This is a genomic window from Aeromonas intestinalis (genome assembly GCF_054052485.1).
Genome location: NZ_JBSTYK010000002.1, coordinates 424302 through 444167 on the forward strand (window position 1 = coordinate 424302; position 19866 = coordinate 444167).

The following is a 19866-nucleotide window of genomic DNA, read 5'->3' on the forward strand; positions in this document are numbered from 1 at the left end:
GGCCCTGTCCATGGGATGATTCAGGAGATAAGGTTGATAGAGCTGTGCGGGGACAGAGGCAGGATGAGGGCAGCATGAAACGACGACAGTTCAGGCGGCAGATCAAACGGCGGCGAGAGACCTGGTGGTGGCACTACCTGCCCCTGCACAGGGAGACGATCGGCGGTCATCTGGGGCCGGCAGTACAAACTGCCGGCAAAGATTAATCGGCGCCGTGCACCCTGTTCAGCGTCACCTGACCGAGTTGCCCCATCTGGCGGCGGATCCAGGCAGATCGCTGCTGTACATAGGGAGAGGGGGGGCTGACCCGATAGCGCCAGGGGTTGGGCAGGGCCGCGGCGAGCAGGGAAGCCTCGTAGCGGGTGAGGCGGGCCGCCGGCTTGCCGAAGTAATGGCGCGACGCCGCCTCGGCACCATAGATGCCGGGACCGAACTCCACGATATTCAGATAGACCTCAAGGATGCGGGACTTGTCCCAGCCCAGCTCCATCAACAGGGTGAACCAGGCCTCAATTCCCTTGCGCAGGAAGCTGCGATCGCTCCACATGAAGAGATTCTTCGCCGTCTGCTGGCTCAGGGTGCTGGCTCCGCGCACCCGCCGGCTTTGCTGGTTGTGCTTGAGGGCCGAGCTGATGGCATCCATGTCAAAGCCGTTGTGCTCGGGGAAGCGTTGATCCTCGGCGGCGATCACCGCCAGTTGCAGCTCTTTTGAGATCTGCTCGAGCGGCACCCAGTCATGTTTGACCTCGGCCACCTTGGCGGGAGGAAACAGGGCTCGCTCCAGGCGCCAGGTCCACATGGGGGGATCGATGAAGCGCAGCAACGCCACCGAGACGATGGTGCTGAGCACGGCCGCCAGCAGCAACTTGACGAACCCGCCCAGCAGGCGGCGCATCAGCGGCGGCCGCACGGGGGCGGGCTCCCAGTCGTAGTGGCCAGGATCATCGGGATCCGGAATTACTGGGGTAGCCATTCGATGTGGCAGAACTTCTCGTCGACACGACGGGAGAGCAGCATGCGGGCGAACAGGTGCTCATACTCTTCTTCGGCGTTGCCAAGGCCGACCCAGATCTCGGCATACTCCTCGTCGCTCACGGCAAAACCCACGTCCGCTTCCCAATCATCGGCGGGATCGCTCTCGGCCAGCAGGCCGCGGCTGTTGAACTCCTGGTTGAACAGGGCGATCTCCTGCTCCGGCAGGTTGTCGGAGGCCAGCTCCATGAAGAGTGCGAGGGCGGTGTCGAGCAGTTCCTCGACGCTGTGCATTTCGTCATTCAAAGACATAAGCAAGTCGGTTCCAGATAGGGGGAAGAAGCCTGAGCGGCTTGGCCGCACGGCGGCGGGCGATATTCTAGCTGGCCCCCGGGCCCTTGGCGAGATGCGCTGTTACCCGATGCGCATGTCGGGGTAATAAAAAACCGGATCCTGGCAACGGATCCGGTCTTCATTGGGGGAAGGGGTCACGCATGGGGCGTCAGCTCATCCCTTCTTGTCATCGGCGAAGGTGATGTTGAGCTCAAGGACTGACAGCTCATCACTCTTCTGATCCAGCTGGACGGTGATCTTGTCCGGATCGATCTGCACATATTTACGGATCACGTCGAGGATATCCTGCTTGAGCTGGGGCAGGTAATCCGGCCCCCCTCTGGATGAGCGCTCGTGAGCGACGATGATCTGCAACCGCTCTTTGGCCAGTTGTGCGGTGCTTTGTTTCTTGTTGGAACGAAAATAATCCAATAATGACATGCTTAACTCCCGAACAGTCGGCTAAAGAAGCCCTTCTTCTCTTCTTCCAGAAAACGAAAATCCTTGGTGTCGCCGAGCAGACGCGCCACGGCGTCTTCATAGGCTTGACCGGCGTCTGACTCCTTGTCCAGAATGACCGGCTCCCCCGAGTTGGAGGCGCGCAGCACCGCCTGGGACTCCGGGATCACCCCGAGCAGTTTGATGGCCAGGATCTCCTGCACATCCTGCACGCTCAGCATGTCGCCGCGGTTGACGCGGGTCGGGCAGTAGCGGGTGAGCAGCAGGTGCTCCTTGATGGGGTCTTCGCCACGCTCGGCGCGACGGGACTTGGAGGCCAGGATGCCGAGGATGCGATCGGAATCGCGCACGGACGAAACTTCCGGGTTGGTGGTGACGATGGCCTCATCGGCGAAGTAGAGCGCCATTAGAGCACCGGACTCGATCCCCGCGGGGGAATCGCAGACGATGTAGTCGAACTGCATCTCCGCCAGCTGATCCAGGATTTTTTCCACCCCTTCACGGGTCAGGGCATCCTTGTCACGGGTCTGGGAGGCGGGCAGGATGAACAGTTTTTCGCAGCGTTTGTCCTTGATCAGCGCCTGATTGAGGTTGGCCTCACCGTTGATCACGTTGACGAAGTCGTACACCACGCGCCGCTCGCAGCCCATGATGAGATCCAGATTTCTCAGGCCAATGTCAAAATCGATGACCACCGTCTTGTGGCCACGCTGGGCCAGGCCGGTGCTTAAAGCCGCGCTGGTCGTGGTTTTGCCAACGCCGCCTTTGCCCGATGTAACGACTATGATTCGCGCCATTCTCGCTTCCTTGTAACTCTATTTGATACGGTCTATACGGAGTTGTTCGTTGTCCAGCCGGATATGGACTGGCTCTTGGATAAGGCCTGCCGGCAGCGCATCGCTCAGCTGGAATGTGCCAGCGACGGAGAGCAGCTCGGCCTGTAATTGCTGACAATAGATGCGGGCCCGGGCATTGCCCTTGGCCCCGGCGATGGCTCGGCCACGCAGGGCGCCATAAATATGAATGCTGTCATCGGCGATGACCTCGGCCCCCGGGCTCACCGAACCCAGCACCACCAGCGAGGTGCCGGCGGCGTAGATCTGCTGGCCCGAGCGTACCGGCCCCACATGCACCTTGCTCGCCTGCAGCGGCGCGGGTTCAGGTACTGGCGGGGCGGCGACGACGGGGTCGGCCGGTTTGGGCTGGGGGGCCGCTTCGGGGACCGGCTCGGCCTTGCGGCTCTTGCCGGAGACCATGACCGCCAGCCCTGCCGCCTTGGCCGCCGTCTTCATCGCCTCGTCTCTTGCCCCCGTGATCCCGACCAGCACGAAATCTTCCGACTCGACCAGCTCCCTGAGCTGTTCAAAATCCGGAATGGCCGCGAGCCGTTCCACGTTGATGACGAGGGGGGCACAATTAAAAAACTGGGGGGCAAGGGCAACCTTGGCCGCCAACAATTGACGGATCCGCGTGGGATTGCCATCGCTGAGATGCAACACAGAAATAGTGAAGGTAGTCCCTTTCAATTCGTTATCGCGCTCAACCATGAATCTTCCCCGAACCGAGACGGTAATCCGTTATTGTTATTCATTTTCCGATGTTATAGTTTGCCACCATCAGAGGCAATAAACCGATTGGATTATATCAATTTCCATGTTGTGTGCAGTCTATAAAAGTCGCAAAAAAGCCGAGACCTATCTTTTTATTGAAAGAAGAGAGGACTTTTCCCGGGTGCCCGAGGCACTGATGAGTACCTTCGGTCGTCCCGAACTGGTCCTGATGACCAAGCTGGACCCGGCCAAGCCCCTGGGGCTGGCCTCCACCGAACGGGTGATGGAGGCGCTCAAGGCGCAGGGATTCTACCTGCAGGTGCCGCCACCTCCTGAGAATTTGCTGGAGCAGCACAAAGCGCAATTAAAGGTCTCATCCTGATGCGGGGTCGGCTGGCGCTGTTATTGCTAAGCGGTGTATTGAGCATGCCGCTGCAGGCCAGACCCGACTTCGATGCCTATGTCACCACCCTCAAACAGGACGCCGTGGCCGCCGGTATTTCGGCTGCCACGGTGCAGGCCGCCTTTGCCGATATCCGGCTTATCGAGGTGGCCATCAAGCACGACAAAAACCAGCCGGAATTCAAACTGACGCTGGATAGCTATATTCCCCGCGCCGTACCCCAATGGAAAGTCAATCAGGCCAGAGCCTTATATCGCCAGCATTTGCCGTTGCTCACGAAAATAGGGCGGGAATATGGGGTGCAACCCCGTTTTATTGTCGCGCTTTGGGGCATCGAAACCAATTTCGGTAAATTGACCGGTCATTTTCCCCTGATATCTTCCCTGACCACCCTGGCCTGGGAGGGGCGCCGCGAAGCCTTCTTCAAGGAGCAACTGTTCGATGCCCTGCGGATCATCGAGCAGGGCCACGTGACCCCGGAGGCCTTCAAGGGCTCCTGGGCCGGCGCCATGGGGCAGGTGCAGTTCATGCCCTCTTCCTTCTTGCGCTATGCGGTGGATCAGGACGGAGATGGCAGGAAGGATCTGTGGGGAAACCTTGCGGATGTATTTGGTTCTGCTGCCAATTATCTGCAGCAGAATGGCTGGCGCGAGGATGAGACCTGGGGGCGTCGGGTACGGGTGCCGGACGCCCTCGACCCGAGTCTGTTCGGGCTTGAAGTCCGCAAGCCGCTGTCGGCCTGGCAGGCCCTCGGGGTGCGACAACAGGATGGCGCTTCCTTGCCGAAGGCCGGGATGCAGGCCTCCCTCATCCGGCCCGATGACGTTCATGGCCGCAGCTATCTCGCTTATGACAATTACCGGGTATTGCGCCACTGGAATCGCTCCCCCTATTTCGTGGTGGCGGTGGGCACCCTGGCCGATCGCATCGTGAAATAGTGAACGTGGCCCGGCATCCATGGCTTGCATGGCATGAGCAGAAGGCGGCGCCTTGCCATCATCCAATAACGGCGATGAATACCGTTCTGCCCATGGCGATATGCGCGTGCAGGGAAGGAGGGGGGATCGCCATATTCGGTGATAGCCGGCGACATGGGCGGGAAATAACAGGCAATAAAAAAGGCGGGTATTTCCCGCCTTTTTCTATGTGGTGCGTGTTTACGCAGCAGACTCAGTCACAGGCAACCTGCATCACCTTGATGGCCAGGCCACCGCGGGAGGTCTCGCGGTACTTGGAGTCCATGTCCTTGCCGGTGATGTACATGGTCTCGATGACCTTGTCCAGCGACACCCGGGGCTTGGAGGTGCGACGCAGGGCCATGCGGGATGCGTTGACCGCTTTCATGGCGGCGATGGCGTTGCGCTCGATGCAGGGGACCTGCACCTGGCCCGCAACCGGATCACAGGTCAGACCCAGGTTGTGCTCCATGCCGATCTCGGCGGCTTCACAGACGTGCTCCGGGCTGCCACCCATCAGTTCGGTCAGGCCGGCGGCGGCCATGGAGCAGGAGACGCCCACTTCCCCCTGGCAACCCACTTCGGCGCCGGAGATGGAGGCGTTCATCTTGTAGAGCATGCCGACGGCAGCGGCGGCCAGGTAGAAGCGGGTGTACTCGTCGCGACCTACCGGCTGGATGAACTTGTCGTAGTAGGCGAGCACGGCAGGGATGATGCCGGCGGCGCCGTTGGTCGGGGCGGTGACCACGCGGCCACCGGCGGCGTTCTCCTCACTCACCGCCAGGGCGAACATGTTGACCCAGTCGACGATGTTCATGGGATCGTTGGAGAGGTTCTCGTTGGTGGTGAGCTGACGGTAGAGCGGCGCGGCACGGCGCGGCACCCGCAGCGGACCGGACAGGACACCCTCGGTGCGGCAACCGCGTTCGATCCCCTCACGCATGGTGGTCCAGATCTTGCCGAGCTTCTTGTAGATCTCTTCCGGGGTGTTGAAGCACTTCTCGTTTTCCAGCATCAGGGCAGAAATGGACAGGCCGGTCTGACCGCAGTGAGCCAGCAACTCGGCGGCGCTCTTGAAGGGGTAGCGCACGGCCATGGCGCCGCTGTCGGCCTTGCCGAAGCTCTCTTCGTCGACGATGAAGCCACCGCCGATGGAGTAGTAGGTCTTGCTGTAGGCGATGGCGTCTTCGATGAAGGCGGTCAGCTTCATGCCGTTTTCGTGCAGCGGCAGGGCCTCGTCATGGAACACCATGGCATCGCGGGGGAAGCTGACGGTATGGCAGTGCAGGCCGATGGGCAGACGACCGGTCTGCTCCACGCGGGAGATGAATTCGGGGATGCCGTCGATATCGACATTTTCCGGCAGGTTGCCAGCCAGACCCATGATGATGGCGGTGTCGGTATGGTGGCCTTTGCCGGTCCAGGAGAGAGAGCCGTAGACGTCGACCTGGATCCGGGTGATGTCACGGATCTTGCCGCCAGCACGCAGTTCATCCACGAACTGTTTGGCCGCCTTCATGGGGCCGACAGTGTGGGAAGAGGAGGGGCCAACACCGATTTTGAAGATATCAAAAACGCTGATCATGTAACAATTACCTCAGGGTAGAAGGGGGCGCCATGCCCGCTCGCAGAAATTGGGGTGATCCATGGGACGGGTCTGTCGTCACAAAAGGCCAATGAACCAGCTGGCGGTAGTCTAACGGCTCATTGCCTAAAAAAAGTTGAAACAGATCTATTTTTGTTGAATTGACGGCGCGAGTATAAAATTAATTTTGATGGTTATCCAATTTGTTAAGCATCTTGCAAACGTTTTGCAAAAAAATACCCGGACGAGCCGGGTATCTTAGCGCCAAACGTAGCCCTGTTACCTTGTCTTAACATTCGGTGATGTTGACGGCGAGGCCGCCACGGGCGGTCTCCTTGTACTTGGTCTTCATGTCGTTGCCGGTTTCCCACATGGTCTTGATCACCTTGTCCAGCGACACCTTGTGCTCGCCGGTGCCGCGCAGGGCGAGGCGGGCGGCGTTGATCGCCTTGACCGCCCCCATGGCGTTGCGCTCGATGCAGGGCACCTGCACCAGGCCACCGATGGGATCGCAGGTCAATCCCAGGTTGTGTTCCATCCCGATCTCGGCCGCATTCTCGACGATGGCCGCACTGCCCCCCAGCAACTCGGCCAGGGCGCCGGCCGCCATGGAGCAGGCCACCCCGACCTCCCCCTGGCAGCCCACCTCGGCCCCTGACAGGGAGGCGTTCTTCTTGTAGAGAATGCCGATGGCGGCGGCGGTGAGGAAGTAGTGCATCAAGAGCTCGTCATCCACCTTTCTCACGAAGCGATCGTAATAGTGCAGCACGGCGGGGATGATGCCGGCGGCGCCATTGGTCGGCGCCGTCACCACCCGGCCTCCGGCGGCGTTCTCCTCGTTGACGGCCAGGGCAAAGAGATCCACCCACTCCATCACCATCAGGGGATCCTTGTTGAAGTTGGTCTCCCCGTTGAGCTGACGATAGAGGATGGGGGCGCGCCGCTTCACCTTGAGGCCGCCGGGCAGCACCCCCTCACTGCGGCAGCCGCGCTCCACGCAGCCCTGCATCGCCTGCCAGATCTTGCGAAGACCGGCTTTGATGTCGCTTTCGCTGCGAAACATCCGCTCGTTGGCCAGCATCACCCCGGAGATGGAGAGACCGCTCTCCTGGCAGTGGGCCAGCAACTGGGCGCCGCTCTCGAAGGGGTAGGGAACCGGGTGCGCCGCATCGAAGCGGGCGGCCTCTTCTTTCGCGTTGGCGAAGTGGCTCTCCTCGATGATGAAGCCGCCGCCGATGGAGTAATAGGTCTGCTCAAACAGCAGGGTGTCCCCCTCGAAGGCACGCAGGGTCATGCCGTTGGAGTGGGCGGGCAGGGTCTTGCGCCGGTTGAAGATAATGGCGCCGACCCGGGGGAACTGGCTGGGCTGCTCGCCGCCAAGGCGCAGGCTCTGGCTATGCTCCACCTGGCTTAGAAAATCCGGAATGGCTTCGATGTCGACGGACTCGGGATCGAAGCCCGCGAGCCCCAGGATGATGGCCTTGCCGGTACCGTGGCCCTTGCCGGTCTGACCCAAAGAGCCGTAGCACTCGGTGACGACCCGTTCGGTGCGGGAGAGGAGGCTGGCCTGCCGGAGTGCGTTGATGAAGGCACAGGCGGCGCGCATGGGCCCCACCGTGTGGGATGAGGAGGGGCCAATCCCGATGGAAAACAGGTCGAAGACACTGATCATGACGTACTCCGATTATGGATTTTGTCTAAACATTGTAAATTTTTTGTAGTCGATGGAAAGAGGGGAAATGATGGCTTGTGATGAGGATGCACAAATGGATGAACAAGGGGAGGGGAGAAGAGAAGAACCATGAGGGCCGGGGGGCTCCTCATGGCAGGCGTCTGGCGGGTCTGGTCGCGGCTTAGTCGAGGAACTCGCACAGATAGGCGGTGGGGGTTTTCACCTCCAGCTTGAAGGAGGAGTGGCCGGGCACGTCGAAGGACTGACCCTGCTGATAGGTGGTCCAGCCATCTTCATCGGCCAGCTGGATGGTGAGGGCGCCCTTGACCACCGTCATCCGCTCGGGGGCGGCGGTGTTGAACAGGTAGTCACCTGTTGCCATCACACCGACCGTGGCTTTCTCGCTTTTTTGCTCGAAACCGATAGATTTAACATTTCCATCGAAATACTCGTTAACTTTCAGCATCTTTTCTTCCCTGTATGCATGATTGACATGCCAACGTAGCACACCTTTTTGCCCATTGTCATGATGAAATAGGGAAAAATCAGGATGAACCTTATGAGTCTGCATTTTATCAATAAGATATTAAATGCACGGCGTTCAGGAAACGGGATGTAAAACGGATGAAAAATATGAGATAACACGCGGCCTCAGGGTAATGGCGAGCTTTTCACCGCCCTGGGCAGTCAATTGCACTGGGATAGTGTCAATAGTCGCTCAATAAAGGAACATTCTGTGTTAACAAAAGGATTAATCAAAAACATCGGCTTCCAGGTAGTGGTCGCCATGATACTGGGGGCCTTGGCCGGTGCGCTCATGGGTGAGCAAGCCACCGTCTTTGCGCCGCTCGGGACGCTTTTCATCCAGCTCATCAAGATGCTGGTGATCCCACTGGTGGCGGTGGCCATCCTGTCCGGGGCCGCCAACCTGGGGGCCAGCCCGGCAGCGGGCAAGATAGGGGCGAGCACGCTGGCCTTCTTCCTCGTTACCTCCGCCCTGGCCGTGCTGCTGGCGCTGGTGATGGGGCAGGTCTTCCAACCCGGGGTCGGGGTCGATTTCGGCTCAACGGCGGCCATGTTCTCCGGTGACTACGCCGACAAGGGCGCGCTGCCGGATGCGGTCTCCACCCTGCTCGGCATGATCCCCACGAATGTGTTCAGCTCCCTGAACGAGGCGAACATCCTGCAGATCCTGGTGTTCTGCATGTTCCTCGGCATCGCCCTGGCCAAGCAGCCCCGTGAACGCTCCAAGCCGCTCATCGATGGCCTCAACACCCTGGTGGATGCCTTCGTCTGGATGATCAACAAGGTGATGCTGATTGCTCCTCTGGGGGTCTTCGGTCTGATGGCTGACGCCATCGGCACCTATGGCTTCGATGTGCTGACCCTGGTGCTCAAGCTGTTCGTGGTCTATGTCGCCGCCATCCTGATCTTCGGCTTCGTGGTCTATCCGCTCCTGGTATCACTGCTCTCCAACACCCCGGTGCGCAAATACTTCTCGGCGATGAAGAAGCCGCAGATCGTCGCCTTCTCCACCGCCTCTTCCATGGCGACCCTGCCGGTCAACATGGAGACCTGTGAGAAAGAGCTGAAGGTGACCAACGCCACCGCTTCCTTCGTGCTGCCCCTTGGCGCCACCATCAACATGAGCGGCAACGCCATCTATTACGGTCTGGTGGCCATCTTCTTCGCCCAGGTCTACAACATCGACCTCTCCGCCGGTGCCTGGGCGGCCATCATCCTCACCTCGACCCTGGGTGCCATCGGTCAGGCCGGTGTGCCGGGTCCGAGCTTCCTGGTTGTGGCCGTGCTGCTGGCGGCGGGGATCCCCATCGAGGGCCTGCCGTTGCTGTTCGCCCTGGATCGCCTGTTCGACATGATCCGTACCGCGCTGAACATCAGCGGGGATGCGGCCTGCGCCGTCATCGTCGACCGTTACAGCCCGGATTACGATCCCAACCGCTGGAGCAAGGACGCCTGACCCGTGGCTTGATACCATCGTGAATGAAAAAGAGGGAAGCATGGGCTTCCCTTTTTTTTATGGGCGCCGTTCGCGATGGAAGGCGCGAGCGCTGAAGACTAGAGCTGGGCCAGGGCCTGCTGGCAGCGCTGCTCGGCGGCGTCCAGCTCCAGCAGCACCATCTTGATGTCTTCCAGCTGTTGTTGCAGGGTTTCCCGCTTGTCGGCCACCAACCCCAGCATGGTCTGCAACTGGGTGCGGCTGCTCTTGTCCGCATCGTAGAGATCGAACAGATCGCGAATGTCCGCGAGGCTGAAACCCAGACGCTTGCCGCGCAGGGTCAGTTTGAGGCGCACCCTGTCCTGGCGGCTGTAGATCCGGGTCTGGCCCTGGCGGGCGGGGTTCAGCAGCCCCTGATCCTCGTAGAAGCGGATACTGCGGGTGGTTACATCAAATTCACGGGCCAGCTCGCTGATACTGAAGGTCCGCACGTCATCCCTGGATTGAGTCATGGCATCGTCATCTGGTTGTCAAGGCTGGCTGGCACCTTACCCAAACGTCAACTTCCCCGCAAGTCTTGTTCCGATTCCCCCGGCAGCATATGTTATCTCCATGTAACAAAAGGAGAAGCAGACGCATGGACATAGTGATAGTGGCGGCCAAACGCACCCCCATGGGCGCCTTTCAGGGGGCATTGAGCGGCCAGAGCGCTCCCGAACTTGGCGCCTGCGCCATCGCGGCAGCCATGGCATCGGCCGGCCTGCAAGGGGAGCAGATCGACGAGGTCTACATGGGCAATGTGCTGAGTGCAGGGGTGGGGCAGGCCCCCGCCCGTCAGGCGGCCCTCAAGGCGGGTCTGCCGAACAGCGTGCCCTGCACCACCCTCAACAAGGTGTGCGGTTCGGGCATGAAGGCGGTGATGCTAGCGGCAGACAGCCTGCGCCTCGGCGATACCCGGGTGGTGGTCGCCGGCGGCATGGAGAGCATGAGCCGGGCCCCTTACTTGCTGGACAAGGCGCGCACAGGCTATCGCATGGGCCACCAAAGCGTACTGGATCACATGTTCCTCGATGGCCTGCAGGATGCCTATGAGGGGCAGTTGATGGGGCATTATGCCCAGGCCAGTGCCGACAAGGCGGGGCTGGCCCGCGCCGACATGGATGCCTTTGCCATCAGCTCGCTCCAGCGGGCCCTGGCGGCCCAGCAGAGCGGCGCCTTCGAGGCTGAACTGACCCCAGTGCTGGCAGGGGAGCAGATGCTGCTGGCCGACGACGAGCAGCCAGGCAAGGCCAGGCCCGACAAGATCCCCGCTCTCAAGCCCGCCTTCAGCAAGACGGGGACCATCACGGCGGCCAACTCCAGCTCCATCTCGGATGGGGCCGCGGCGCTCATCTTGATGCGCGCCGACACGGCGGCCGAGTGGGAGCTGCCCGTATTGGCGCGGATTGTCGGCTACCAGAGCCACGCCGCCTTGCCGGCGGAGTTCACCAGCGCCCCCGTCGGCGCCATCCAGATATTGCTGACCCGAGTGGGTTGGTCGGTGGAGGAGGTGGATCTGTTCGAGGTGAACGAGGCCTTCGCCATGGTGAGCATGCTGGCCATGGCGGGCTGCCAGATCCCCCATCAGAAGCTGAACGTGAACGGCGGCGCTTGCGCCTTGGGTCACCCTCTCGGGGCCAGCGGTGCCCGCATCCTGGTGACCCTGATCCACGCCTTGCGGGCCCGTGACCTCAAGCGGGGAGTGGCGAGCCTGTGCATCGGAGGCGGCGAGGCGACCGCCATGGCCATCGAGCTCCCCTGATAGAGACGCCGTGGCGAGATGATTGACTGCTAATGTGCATATTTATGATGTTTTCATCTAGCTGAATGGGGTTTCGTGAGGCAACTGGTTTCAATATGGCATGCTGGCAGCGCGCTATATCGACGCCGCATTGTCCCGCCAGTCCGCTGACCATGGCGCAATAAAAAACCCTCCTGTGGAGGGTTTTTTTACAACGACCCGGTTCAGCCGGCTGGGCTTAGAACAGGGTGGTGGAGAGATCGTACAGCTCCTGATTGAACGGGCGCTTGAGGTTCTCGATGCAGTCGATGATGTCGTGATGCACCATCTCGTTGCCCTGGATCCCGACGCAGCGACCACCCTGGCCGGCCAGCAGCTGCTCGACGGCGAAGGCGCCCATGCGGCTGGACATGATGCGATCGCGGGCAGTGGGGGAGCCACCGCGCTGGATGTGGCCCAGGATGGTGGCGCGGGTTTCGCGGCCCGTCATGGACTCGATGTCTTTGGCCAGGGCGTTCACATCGGTGACGTGTTCACAGATGGTGATGATGGCGTGGCGCTTGCCCTTGGCTTCCCCTTCCTTGATCTGTTGCAGCAGCTTCTCTTTGTCAAAAGCCACTTCCGGCACGATCACGTACTCGGCGCCACCGGCGACCGCGGCAGACATGGCCAGATCACCGCAGTGACGACCCATGATCTCGACCACGGAGATGCGGTGGTGGGAGCTGCAGGTGTCGCGCAGGCGGTCGATGGCATCCACCACCACGTTCAGGGCGGTGTCGAAACCGATGGTGAAGTCGGTGCCGGCGATGTCGTTGTCGATGGTGCCCGGCAGGCCGATGCAGGGGAAACCCTCTTCGGTCAGCTTCTTGGCGCCCATGTAGGAGCCGTCACCGCCGATCACCACCAGGGCGTCGATACCGTGTTTTTTCAGGTTCTCGATGGCTTCCGCACGGACTTTCGGATCTTTGAACGCGGGGAAACGAGCGGAGCCCAGGAAGGTACCGCCACGGTTGACCACGTCGGAGACGCTGTGGCGCTCGAGTTTGACGATCCTGTCCTGGTGCAGGCCGAGGTAGCCATCATAGATGCCGTAGACTTCCAGGCCATGGTGCAGACTGGCGCGCACCACGGCGCGGATGGCTGCGTTCATACCCGGTGCGTCACCACCACTGGTCAAAACACCAATACGTTTGATTTGTTTGGTCATGAGTGCCTCTGGATCCAAGTTGACGAAAATCAGTATCTGAAAATGCAGTCAGCCATCTGCTTACTATATCGGCTTTCCTATGAAAATGAGGGACTCGGTTTCATAGGAAAGGGGATAAGACGAAGAGGGGACGGGCCCCTCTTCGTGCGAGCCTTACTTGGCGGCGCCAGCGATGATCTGGGAGAAGTCGTCCACTTTCAGGGACGCACCACCCACCAGGCCACCGTCGATGTCCGGCTGACCGAACAGGTCGGCTGCGGTCGCGCCAGTGACGGAACCACCGTACAGGATCTGCACCTTGGCGGCGACGGCTGCGTCGAAACCGGCCAGGTACTGACGGATATGGGCGTGCACGGCCTGGGCGATTTCCGGGGTGGCGGTCTTGCCGGTACCGATGGCCCATACCGGCTCGTAGGCGACGACGGCGTTGGCGAAGGAGGCGATGCCACAACGGTCGATCACGGCTTTGAGCTGGGTTTCAACCACGGTGTTGGTGGTGCCGGCTTCAAACTGAGCCAGGGTCTCGCCGATGCACAGTACGGGGATCAGGCCACCTTTCTGGATGGCTTCGTACTTGGCGGCAACCACGTCGTCGGTCTCTGCGTGCAGGGTACGACGCTCGCTGTGACCGACCAGGGAGTAGGTGCAACCGAAGGCCTTGAGCATGGAGGGGGCGTTCTCGCCGGTGAAGGCGCCAGACTCGTGAACGTCGGCGTTCTGGGCACCATAAGCAATCTTGCTGCCAGCGGTCAGTTGCTCAACCAGACCCAAAAAGATAACCGGCGGGCAGACGGCGACTTGTACCGAAGGATGAGCGGCCGCAGCCGGGGTCAGTCCTTTGATCAGGGCTTCGACAGAAGCCTTGGTGCCGTTCAGTTTCCAGTTACCCATTACCAGGTGCTGTCTCATCTTCTATATCTCCTAGGCATTTGATTGCGCGACATTATATGAATTGAACCGAGCCCAAGATAGCTGACCCGGCGGCAAATGACGTAATTTTTTTTCGCTTTCCTGATCCAAATCAGGAATGGAATCGTCAAACGCTCATTCGTTGACCTGGCCCCGCAGACGGGCCCACCATACCCCAATCCACTCGTGAATGGCAGCCTCGGAATACATCAGATAACGCCCCTTCGGCAGGTAGGTGTACAGAGGTTGTGGCTGCTGACTCTGCTTGGCGGTGTAATCCGTAGGGGCTGGCACCGCATCGAGTCCCTGGGCGCGATAGAGCGCCATGGCTCTGGGCAGATGGGTGGCCGAGCTCACCAGCGCCACCCGCTTGCCCTTGAGGTGGCGGGCGATGCTGACCGCTTCATCATGGGTGTCTTTGTTGTTTTCAAACAACGTCATGCGTTCGCGCGGGATGCCGAGGCTCGTCGCCATGCGGGCGTTGACCTCGGCGTTCGACAAAGGATCCCCCGCCACGGCGCCTGAGAAGATGAGCTCCGCCTTCGGATAGGCCTCGGCGAGGCGTACCCCCTCCAGGGTGCGGGCCAGTGCGATGTTGTTCTGCCAGGCGCGCTCTGGGATGGCCGGATCGCTCACATGGCCGTTGCCGAGCACCACGATGGCCTCGATATCCGGATGCTGGCTGGTCTCGAAGGGGGGATATGTCTGCTCCAGATTGCGAGCCAGCTCGTAGCTGACCGGTCGCATTCCCATCAGAGCGATGAGCATGAGAGCGCAACTTGCCAGCAGCTTGCCGCTCTTCTGGAAGCGGGTGAACCAGAGCAGCAGCAAGGCCAGCAGCAGCAAGGAAAGGGAGAAGGGGAGTGGCATCAGCAACTGGCCAAGCCATTTCTTGAGTTCGAACAAACAAGGCTCCAGGGGTTCTCAATCACACATCATCGTGTCGTTTTTGCGGGTGGCCGCGACCTCACACCGCAGCGGCGTACTTCGCCAAAGAGGTGCCATGTCGGCGTTTCGCCAATCGAGCATCACTGTACCTTATCCACTTCTGTTTATCTTGCAACCCAAGGGGGGCGATGAGGGAGCATCCCCTGTTGTTGGACACTGGGTGGTGAGGGGATGATGAAAAAGCCCTGCCAGATCTGGCAGGGCTTTGGGTTTCGCGTCAAGCGATGGCGTGTGATTGTTTTTGTGTGACGATGCGCCAGGCTGGTGGCGTCTAACGTGGGTTATTCATGGCTCGCATGCGATGTGAGGTAGCCGACATCATTGGTTATCGCCCTTATCGCCAGCTTGATTGACCGCCAAGGGCGTAACGGCCTGCCCCCATAAAGGCCACCGCCAGTGCCCCGACAAAGAAATAGACCAGGCTCTCGATACCCCAGGCTCCAACCGCCGTCAGTTGCCAGGTTTCACCGATCCCCACCATCAACCAGGCGACGACCATGGTGAAGGCAAGCCCGAGGGCGGAGAGGCGGGTGAGGATGCCGAGGATGATCAGCAGCGGTGCGACCACTTCCCCCAGCAAGACCCCGTAGGCGATAAAGCCGGGCAATCCCTTGGCGACCAGCATGGCATAAATGCCGTCCACGCCGTCGATCAGCTTGTGCAGACCGTGAAACAACATCAAGCCCCCGACCGCCAGTCGCAGCAGCAATTTGCCAAGATCTTCGTGATGCAGCAGGCGATTGACGTTGTTCAATAATGTCTCAACCATTTGAAAGTATTCCCTTTACGATCATTTTAATGCCAGCTTCCACTGGGTTTTCTGGTGAGCAGCCATATGGAAGATGGTTTCTCACCAGACTTGATACCTTACTCTGCCAATGACGCCGTAAAGTTGAGTGGAATCAATAAATGGAATCGAAATAACAAGCATTTGCATTTTATGCCTGTATGAAGACATGACAGCAGGTATGTTCTGATTGCAGAAAATGTTCTGACCTTTAGTTATTGCTGAATATGTCAGCAAGATATCTACCAATCCTCTGGTTTTCGAGACAAACGTATTTCATGCCTGATGACGAGACCGAGCTCACAGGAAGGGTGACAAAAGGTGTCGCATCCGAGCTTGCATCTGTATGATTTGCTCCATTCAGGTCTTCCACGTTTCTGAAGCAACCACTTCGAGTTGTTGAGCGCGGCAAGGTAATACAAAAACAACCAGAAGAATGACTACAACATGGGTTGCTACATCTCACGCATTTGCACGGGCGCAGTTGCGTTGTTTTTATTATTCGCTCAGGGCGTCGATGCTGCTGGGCCTTTGTCGTCTCCGTTGGACCAGAATGATGTTGAACGGCGCCAACGGGCACAGCTCGAGGATGCGGCTCGGCAGCGTGATGAGGTGGCGCGTCAGTTGCCCTTACCGGCCCCGGCAACGCCGGGTGAGGCCGAGGCGAGTGGCCCTTGCTTCCAGGTGATCGAGATCCGCCTAGAGGGGAACACGGTGCTGGATGCCAAGGCCCGCGCCAGTCTCACCGACTCTTATTTGAATACCTGCATGGGCCTCCCCCATATCAACGGTCTGATCCGTGCCGTCAGTCAGTGGTATCTGGCCAAGGGCTACATCACCAGTCGGGCTTTTTTGCCGGAACAGGATCTTGCCGCTGGCGTTCTGACGCTGGGGGTATTGGAGGGGCGCATCGAGGCCATAGTGGTGGATGGCCAACCCGACCCCATGACCCGAACCCTGTTCCCCGGTTTGGTAGGCGAGATCCTCAATCTGAGGGATCTCGAGCAGGGGGTGGATCAGCTCTCCCGATTACGTTCACTCTCCTATCGCCTCGATATTCAACCCGGTCACCAGGCTGGGCTCTCCATCGTCAACCTCAAAGGAGGGCGATCTTTCCCCGTGCAGGGGAGCCTGGATCTGGATAACAGTGGTCAGCAGAGTACGGGAGAAGAGCAGGGGCGCCTGTCGTTGAGCGCCGATGATCTGCTGTCATTGGCCGATCAATGGACTCTGGGGGCTTCCAGCAGCACGGATGGGCGTGATGCCCATGATGCGGCGACCTGGCAAGCTGGCGTGACTCTTCCCTATGGCTATTGGTTGCTGGATGCGGGTTATCAGTACAGCGAATACCGCAACGACGTGCAATCCCGTGGATTTGTGTTCGAGAGTCGAGGAGACACGCGCACTGTCACCGGCAACCTCACCCGAACCCTCTATCGGGATGGAGAAAGCAAGATATCGGCGGTAGCCGGGATAACCCATCGTCAGAGCCGCAACCTCATCATGGATCAGTTGCTGGAAAGTAGCAGCTATGAACTTTCCTCCCTTCGCCTTGGACTCAACTTGGCGACGCGGATCGACCGCCACTTCTTTACCCTGAGCCCGGCCCTGACCCTGGGTACCGACTGGTTCGGTGCTGACAGCGATCATGGCCGCTCTCCCCTGTTGCCCCAGGCACAGTTTGAAAAATGGGGGCTGTTTGGCAGTTACAGCACGGCGGGAGAGCATCTGGGCTGGTTGTCGACCGGTTCGTTGCAGTGGTCACCGGATGTGCTCTACAGCGTGGATCGCCTTTCCCTGGGGGGAGAAGCTTCGGTGCGCGGTTTCAAGGAACAGAGTATCAGTGGGGATACGGGTGGCTACCTTCGTAACGAAGTGAGCTGGCAGGGACAGTCACCTGCCTGGCTCGGCCAGTGGCGGACCTGGCTTGCTCTGGACATGGGCCGGGTCGATCTGGGAAATCAGCAAGATAGCTGGCGCAACTTGGTGGGTACTGCCGCCGGTTGGGAGCAACGCTATCAACACTTCACCGCCAACATCAGCATAGGGTTCCCCATCAGTGCTCCCGGCTGGCTCAATCCCGATCCCTGGGTGCTCTACTACCGCGCCAGCGTCACGTTTTAAGGAATAACTCGATGACTACCATGACTGCTCGTCAGCCCCAACTCTCCCTGGTGTGCCGCGCCGTAGTGTACCAAATGTGTCTGATGATGGCGCTGCAACCCGCTCACCCCGCCTTTGCCGAAGGGATCGCGGTGGCGACTGGCAATACCACCCTCAACCAGGCGGGGAACGGTGTGCCCATAGTGGACATTGCCACGCCAAATGGCGCCGGGATTTCTCACAACCTCTACACCGATTTCAACGTCGGTCAGGGGGGGGCCATTCTCAACAATGCCACCGGGCAGTTGGCCCAGACACAGCTGGGCGGGCTCATCCAGAATAATCCTCATCTTGGGGGACAGGCCGCCAGCGCCATCATCAATGAAGTCATCGGGGTCAATCCGTCCCAGTTGCAAGGCTATCTCGAAGTCGCAGGCCAGCAGGCGGGTGTGGTGGTGGCCAACCCCAATGGGTTGACCTGTGATGGTTGCGGTTTCATCAATACGCCGACCGTGACCCTGTCGACCGGCAAACCGGTGCTGGATGCCCAAGGGCAGTTGCAGATGCTGGATGTCAAACGAGGCACGCTGACGGTGGGGGGCAAGGGGTTGGATGCCAGTCGTCAGGCTTCCGTTGATCTGGTCGCGCGAGCAGTACAGCTCAATGGCGTCTTGCACGGTAAAGAGGTCAACGTGATAGCCGGGGCCAATCAGGTCAACCGTCAGACCGGGGAGATCCGGGCCCAAGCTGGGGAAGGCCCGGCACCGGAAGTCGCCATCGATACTGCGGCCCTAGGTGGCATGTACGCAGGGAAGATCCGTCTGGTCTCAACCGAGCAGGGGGTAGGGGTCAATCTTGCCAATGCGGTGGCGAATCAAGGGGATCTGACTCTGGAGGCCAGCGGCAAGATCCGACTGAGAGATTCATCTTCCACAGGCGCATTGCGGGTTGAGGGACGTGATGATGTTGCCCTGACCGGCAGGGTGCAGGCCGGCGGCTCGGCCCAGATTGGCGCTTCGGGGACGCTGAGTGCGCAGAATGCCGATATTCAGGCCGCGCAAGACGCTCGTCTTGCGGGCAAGTCGCTGCGGCTCGATCAGAGTAACCTCACCAGTGGTGGAGCCCTGGCACTGCAAGCCAATGAGGGATTGACCCTCACGGGGAGCAAGCTGCAAGCCGATGATATCGGCGCCAACGCCCGGAATATGAATACGCATGCCGAGATGACGGCCAAACGGATTGCCCTGACGGCAGATGAGCTCGTTCAAGCGGGGGATCTGCAGGGGGACACCGTCAGCCTCGTCGGAAAAAATGTGCACAACCATGGGAAGATCCAGGCAGGACAGACCCTGAATGTTCAGGGCCAACACCTTGAGAATAAAGGTCTCCTCAAGAGTGGGCAGATGTTGGAGGTAGCGCTGAGTGACAACGGTCGCAACGATGGCGTGCTGAGTTCGGCAGGTTCGTTGGATATCAAGGCTGGTAACCAGTGGGAGCAAGGCTCACAAGGAAAAAGCGAATCGGGTACCAAGACCACTCTGCAAGCTGGACAAGCGACCTTGGAGGGGGAGGTGGCTGCACAGCAGCTTGCGGTGAATGCCGAAGCCCTGACCGTCGGCGGCAAGGTGCGGGGAGAAGAGGTTAAGTTGACGGCAGGCAAGCTCCATAACCAGGGAGAAGTGCAGGCCGGTGAGACCCTGAGCTGGCAAGGCAGTGAGCTGGACAACAGTGGCAGTCTGCAGGGTGACATGCACCTGGTGCTCAAGGGGGAGTCTCTGAGCAATCAGGGCTCCCTGGCAGGTGGTGACACCTTGGCAATTGAGTCCGGGAAGTTGAGCAATGGAGGGCGTATCGCCAGCCAGGATGTGGCGATTGACGCCCATCAGCTCAGCAGTACAGGTACCCTGCTCGGGGTATCACGGCTTGCCCTCGACGGGGATGAGTTGGTGCTGACGGGTCAACAGCTGACTGATGGTGAGCTGCAACTGGGCAGCCGACTGTTGCAACTGAGTGGCCAGACGCTGGTGGGAGGCAAAGCTCAGGTCACGGCTGAGGAAGGTGAGTTCGACGGGCTGCTCAAGGCCCAGTCGCTGGTACTGGCCGTGAACGAGGCCAAGAGTGACGGCAAACTGCACAGCCGGGAAGGGCTGCAGTGGCTGGGTCAGTATCTGACCACGGGTCAAAACAGTGAACTGATTGCGAACCAGGAGGTCACGCTCGCAGGTGAGCAACTGACGCT

20 protein-coding genes are annotated in these 19866 nt (G+C 59.9%); 7 read left to right on the top strand and 13 right to left on the bottom strand.

The features are described from left to right. Nucleotides 1–74 precede the first annotated feature (74 nt). Nucleotides 75–206, top strand: a complete 132-nt coding sequence (locus ACW5W7_RS04210) for a hypothetical protein (protein ID WP_456500861.1) — start codon at nucleotides 75–77, stop codon at nucleotides 204–206. Here ACW5W7_RS04210 and mtgA read toward each other — a convergent pair. The 5 genes from mtgA to minC form a co-directional block, all read right to left on the bottom strand. After that, on the bottom strand, nucleotides 203–910 hold the full coding sequence (gene mtgA, locus ACW5W7_RS04215; RefSeq protein WP_456500875.1) for a monofunctional biosynthetic peptidoglycan transglycosylase: 708 nt from the start codon (nucleotides 908–910) through the stop codon (nucleotides 203–205). The genes ACW5W7_RS04210 and mtgA overlap by 4 nt on opposite strands. A gap of 47 nt (nucleotides 911–957) precedes the next feature. Next, nucleotides 958–1284 (bottom strand): HI1450 family dsDNA-mimic protein, encoded by a 327-nt coding sequence (locus ACW5W7_RS04220; protein WP_349922170.1) that lies wholly within the window; start codon nucleotides 1282–1284, stop codon nucleotides 958–960. A gap of 195 nt (nucleotides 1285–1479) precedes the next feature. Continuing rightward, nucleotides 1480–1746, bottom strand: coding sequence for a cell division topological specificity factor MinE (gene minE, locus ACW5W7_RS04225; RefSeq protein WP_349922171.1), 267 nt, complete (start codon nucleotides 1744–1746; stop codon nucleotides 1480–1482). Between the two features lie 2 nt (nucleotides 1747–1748). Further along, a complete protein-coding gene (gene minD / locus ACW5W7_RS04230; RefSeq protein ID WP_456500862.1) occupies nucleotides 1749–2561 on the bottom strand; it encodes a septum site-determining protein MinD in 813 nt (270 codons plus the stop codon). Nucleotides 2562–2579: 18 nt separating this feature from the next. Further along, nucleotides 2580–3311 carry a septum site-determining protein MinC gene (minC, locus tag ACW5W7_RS04235; protein WP_349922172.1) on the bottom strand — a complete coding sequence of 244 codons (732 nt, stop codon included), beginning with the start codon at nucleotides 3309–3311 and terminating at the stop codon, nucleotides 2580–2582. Between the two features lie 106 nt (nucleotides 3312–3417). On the opposite strand from minC, the gene ACW5W7_RS04240 reads away from it, so the two are divergent. Further along, nucleotides 3418–3696 (top strand): YcgL domain-containing protein, encoded by a 279-nt coding sequence (locus tag ACW5W7_RS04240; protein WP_349922173.1) that lies wholly within the window; start codon nucleotides 3418–3420, stop codon nucleotides 3694–3696. Beyond that, a complete protein-coding gene (locus ACW5W7_RS04245; protein WP_456500863.1) occupies nucleotides 3696–4655 on the top strand; it encodes a lytic murein transglycosylase in 960 nt (319 codons plus the stop codon). Before ACW5W7_RS04240 ends, ACW5W7_RS04245 begins: the two co-directional genes overlap by 1 nt. 232 nt (nucleotides 4656–4887) lie before the next feature. On the opposite strand, the gene ACW5W7_RS04250 is transcribed toward ACW5W7_RS04245, so the two are convergent. From ACW5W7_RS04250 to ppnP, 3 genes are all read right to left on the bottom strand, one after another. After that, nucleotides 4888–6258, bottom strand: coding sequence for an L-serine ammonia-lyase (locus tag ACW5W7_RS04250; RefSeq protein ID WP_349922175.1), 1371 nt, complete (start codon nucleotides 6256–6258; stop codon nucleotides 4888–4890). Nucleotides 6259–6547: 289 nt separating this feature from the next. After that, nucleotides 6548–7930 (bottom strand): L-serine ammonia-lyase, encoded by a 1383-nt coding sequence (locus ACW5W7_RS04255; RefSeq protein ID WP_456500864.1) that lies wholly within the window; start codon nucleotides 7928–7930, stop codon nucleotides 6548–6550. A 181-nt stretch (nucleotides 7931–8111) separates the two neighbouring features. Continuing rightward, a complete protein-coding gene (ppnP, locus tag ACW5W7_RS04260) occupies nucleotides 8112–8396 on the bottom strand; it encodes a pyrimidine/purine nucleoside phosphorylase (RefSeq protein ID WP_434668031.1) in 285 nt (94 codons plus the stop codon). A gap of 270 nt (nucleotides 8397–8666) precedes the next feature. Between ppnP and ACW5W7_RS04265 the strand changes: the two genes are divergently transcribed. Beyond that, complete coding sequence (locus ACW5W7_RS04265) at nucleotides 8667–9911, top strand: cation:dicarboxylate symporter family transporter (protein ID WP_434668034.1); 1245 nt, start codon at nucleotides 8667–8669, stop codon at nucleotides 9909–9911. Nucleotides 9912–10009: 98 nt separating this feature from the next. On the opposite strand, the gene ACW5W7_RS04270 is transcribed toward ACW5W7_RS04265, so the two are convergent. Then, the gene (locus ACW5W7_RS04270) at nucleotides 10010–10402 is read right to left on the bottom strand and encodes a MerR family transcriptional regulator (RefSeq protein WP_349922179.1); all 393 of its coding nucleotides are present in this window, start codon (nucleotides 10400–10402) and stop codon (nucleotides 10010–10012) included. A 125-nt stretch (nucleotides 10403–10527) separates the two neighbouring features. On the opposite strand from ACW5W7_RS04270, the gene ACW5W7_RS04275 reads away from it, so the two are divergent. After that, nucleotides 10528–11691 (top strand): thiolase family protein, encoded by a 1164-nt coding sequence (locus ACW5W7_RS04275; RefSeq protein WP_456500865.1) that lies wholly within the window; start codon nucleotides 10528–10530, stop codon nucleotides 11689–11691. Nucleotides 11692–11908: 217 nt separating this feature from the next. On the opposite strand, the gene pfkA is transcribed toward ACW5W7_RS04275, so the two are convergent. From pfkA to ACW5W7_RS04295, 4 genes are all read right to left on the bottom strand, one after another. Next, nucleotides 11909–12880, bottom strand: coding sequence for a 6-phosphofructokinase (gene pfkA, locus ACW5W7_RS04280; protein WP_349922181.1), 972 nt, complete (start codon nucleotides 12878–12880; stop codon nucleotides 11909–11911). Between the two features lie 153 nt (nucleotides 12881–13033). Next, nucleotides 13034–13789, bottom strand: coding sequence for a triose-phosphate isomerase (tpiA, locus tag ACW5W7_RS04285; RefSeq protein WP_349922182.1), 756 nt, complete (start codon nucleotides 13787–13789; stop codon nucleotides 13034–13036). A 135-nt stretch (nucleotides 13790–13924) separates the two neighbouring features. Beyond that, complete coding sequence (gene elyC / locus ACW5W7_RS04290) at nucleotides 13925–14695, bottom strand: envelope biogenesis factor ElyC (protein ID WP_456500866.1); 771 nt, start codon at nucleotides 14693–14695, stop codon at nucleotides 13925–13927. Nucleotides 14696–15071: 376 nt separating this feature from the next. Beyond that, entirely contained in the window at nucleotides 15072–15506 is a 435-nt protein-coding gene (locus ACW5W7_RS04295; RefSeq protein WP_349922184.1) for a DoxX family protein, read from the bottom strand. A 642-nt stretch (nucleotides 15507–16148) separates the two neighbouring features. On the opposite strand from ACW5W7_RS04295, the gene ACW5W7_RS04300 reads away from it, so the two are divergent. Then, complete coding sequence (locus tag ACW5W7_RS04300) at nucleotides 16149–17648, top strand: ShlB/FhaC/HecB family hemolysin secretion/activation protein (RefSeq protein WP_456500867.1); 1500 nt, start codon at nucleotides 16149–16151, stop codon at nucleotides 17646–17648. Between the two features lie 11 nt (nucleotides 17649–17659). Next, on the top strand, nucleotides 17660–19866 hold a 2207-nt coding region (locus ACW5W7_RS04305; RefSeq protein WP_456500868.1), incomplete at its 3' end, for a filamentous hemagglutinin N-terminal domain-containing protein.

Bases quoted from the DNA above. Each gene is read 5' to 3' on its own strand.
- ppnP (WP_434668031.1), bottom strand. From the start codon at position 8,396: ATGCTGAAAGTTAACGAGTATTTCGATGGAAATGTTAAATCTATCGGT.
- pfkA (WP_349922181.1), bottom strand. From the start codon at position 12,880: ATGACCAAACAAATCAAACGTATTGGTGTTTTGACCAGTGGTGGTGAC.
- ACW5W7_RS04245 (WP_456500863.1), top strand. From the start codon at position 3,696: ATGCGGGGTCGGCTGGCGCTGTTATTGCTAAGCGGTGTATTGAGCATG.
- ACW5W7_RS04295 (WP_349922184.1), bottom strand. From the start codon at position 15,506: ATGGTTGAGACATTATTGAACAACGTCAATCGCCTGCTGCATCACGAA.
- ACW5W7_RS04210 (WP_456500861.1), top strand. From the start codon at position 75: ATGAAACGACGACAGTTCAGGCGGCAGATCAAACGGCGGCGAGAGACC.
- tpiA (WP_349922182.1), bottom strand. From the start codon at position 13,789: ATGAGACAGCACCTGGTAATGGGTAACTGGAAACTGAACGGCACCAAG.
- minE (WP_349922171.1), bottom strand. From the start codon at position 1,746: ATGTCATTATTGGATTATTTTCGTTCCAACAAGAAACAAAGCACCGCA.
- ACW5W7_RS04255 (WP_456500864.1), bottom strand. From the start codon at position 7,930: ATGATCAGTGTCTTCGACCTGTTTTCCATCGGGATTGGCCCCTCCTCA.
- ACW5W7_RS04270 (WP_349922179.1), bottom strand. From the start codon at position 10,402: ATGACTCAATCCAGGGATGACGTGCGGACCTTCAGTATCAGCGAGCTG.
- minD (WP_456500862.1), bottom strand. From the start codon at position 2,561: ATGGCGCGAATCATAGTCGTTACATCGGGCAAAGGCGGCGTTGGCAAA.
- ACW5W7_RS04220 (WP_349922170.1), bottom strand. From the start codon at position 1,284: ATGTCTTTGAATGACGAAATGCACAGCGTCGAGGAACTGCTCGACACC.
- ACW5W7_RS04250 (WP_349922175.1), bottom strand. From the start codon at position 6,258: ATGATCAGCGTTTTTGATATCTTCAAAATCGGTGTTGGCCCCTCCTCT.
- ACW5W7_RS04275 (WP_456500865.1), top strand. From the start codon at position 10,528: ATGGACATAGTGATAGTGGCGGCCAAACGCACCCCCATGGGCGCCTTT.
- minC (WP_349922172.1), bottom strand. From the start codon at position 3,311: ATGGTTGAGCGCGATAACGAATTGAAAGGGACTACCTTCACTATTTCT.
- ACW5W7_RS04240 (WP_349922173.1), top strand. From the start codon at position 3,418: ATGTTGTGTGCAGTCTATAAAAGTCGCAAAAAAGCCGAGACCTATCTT.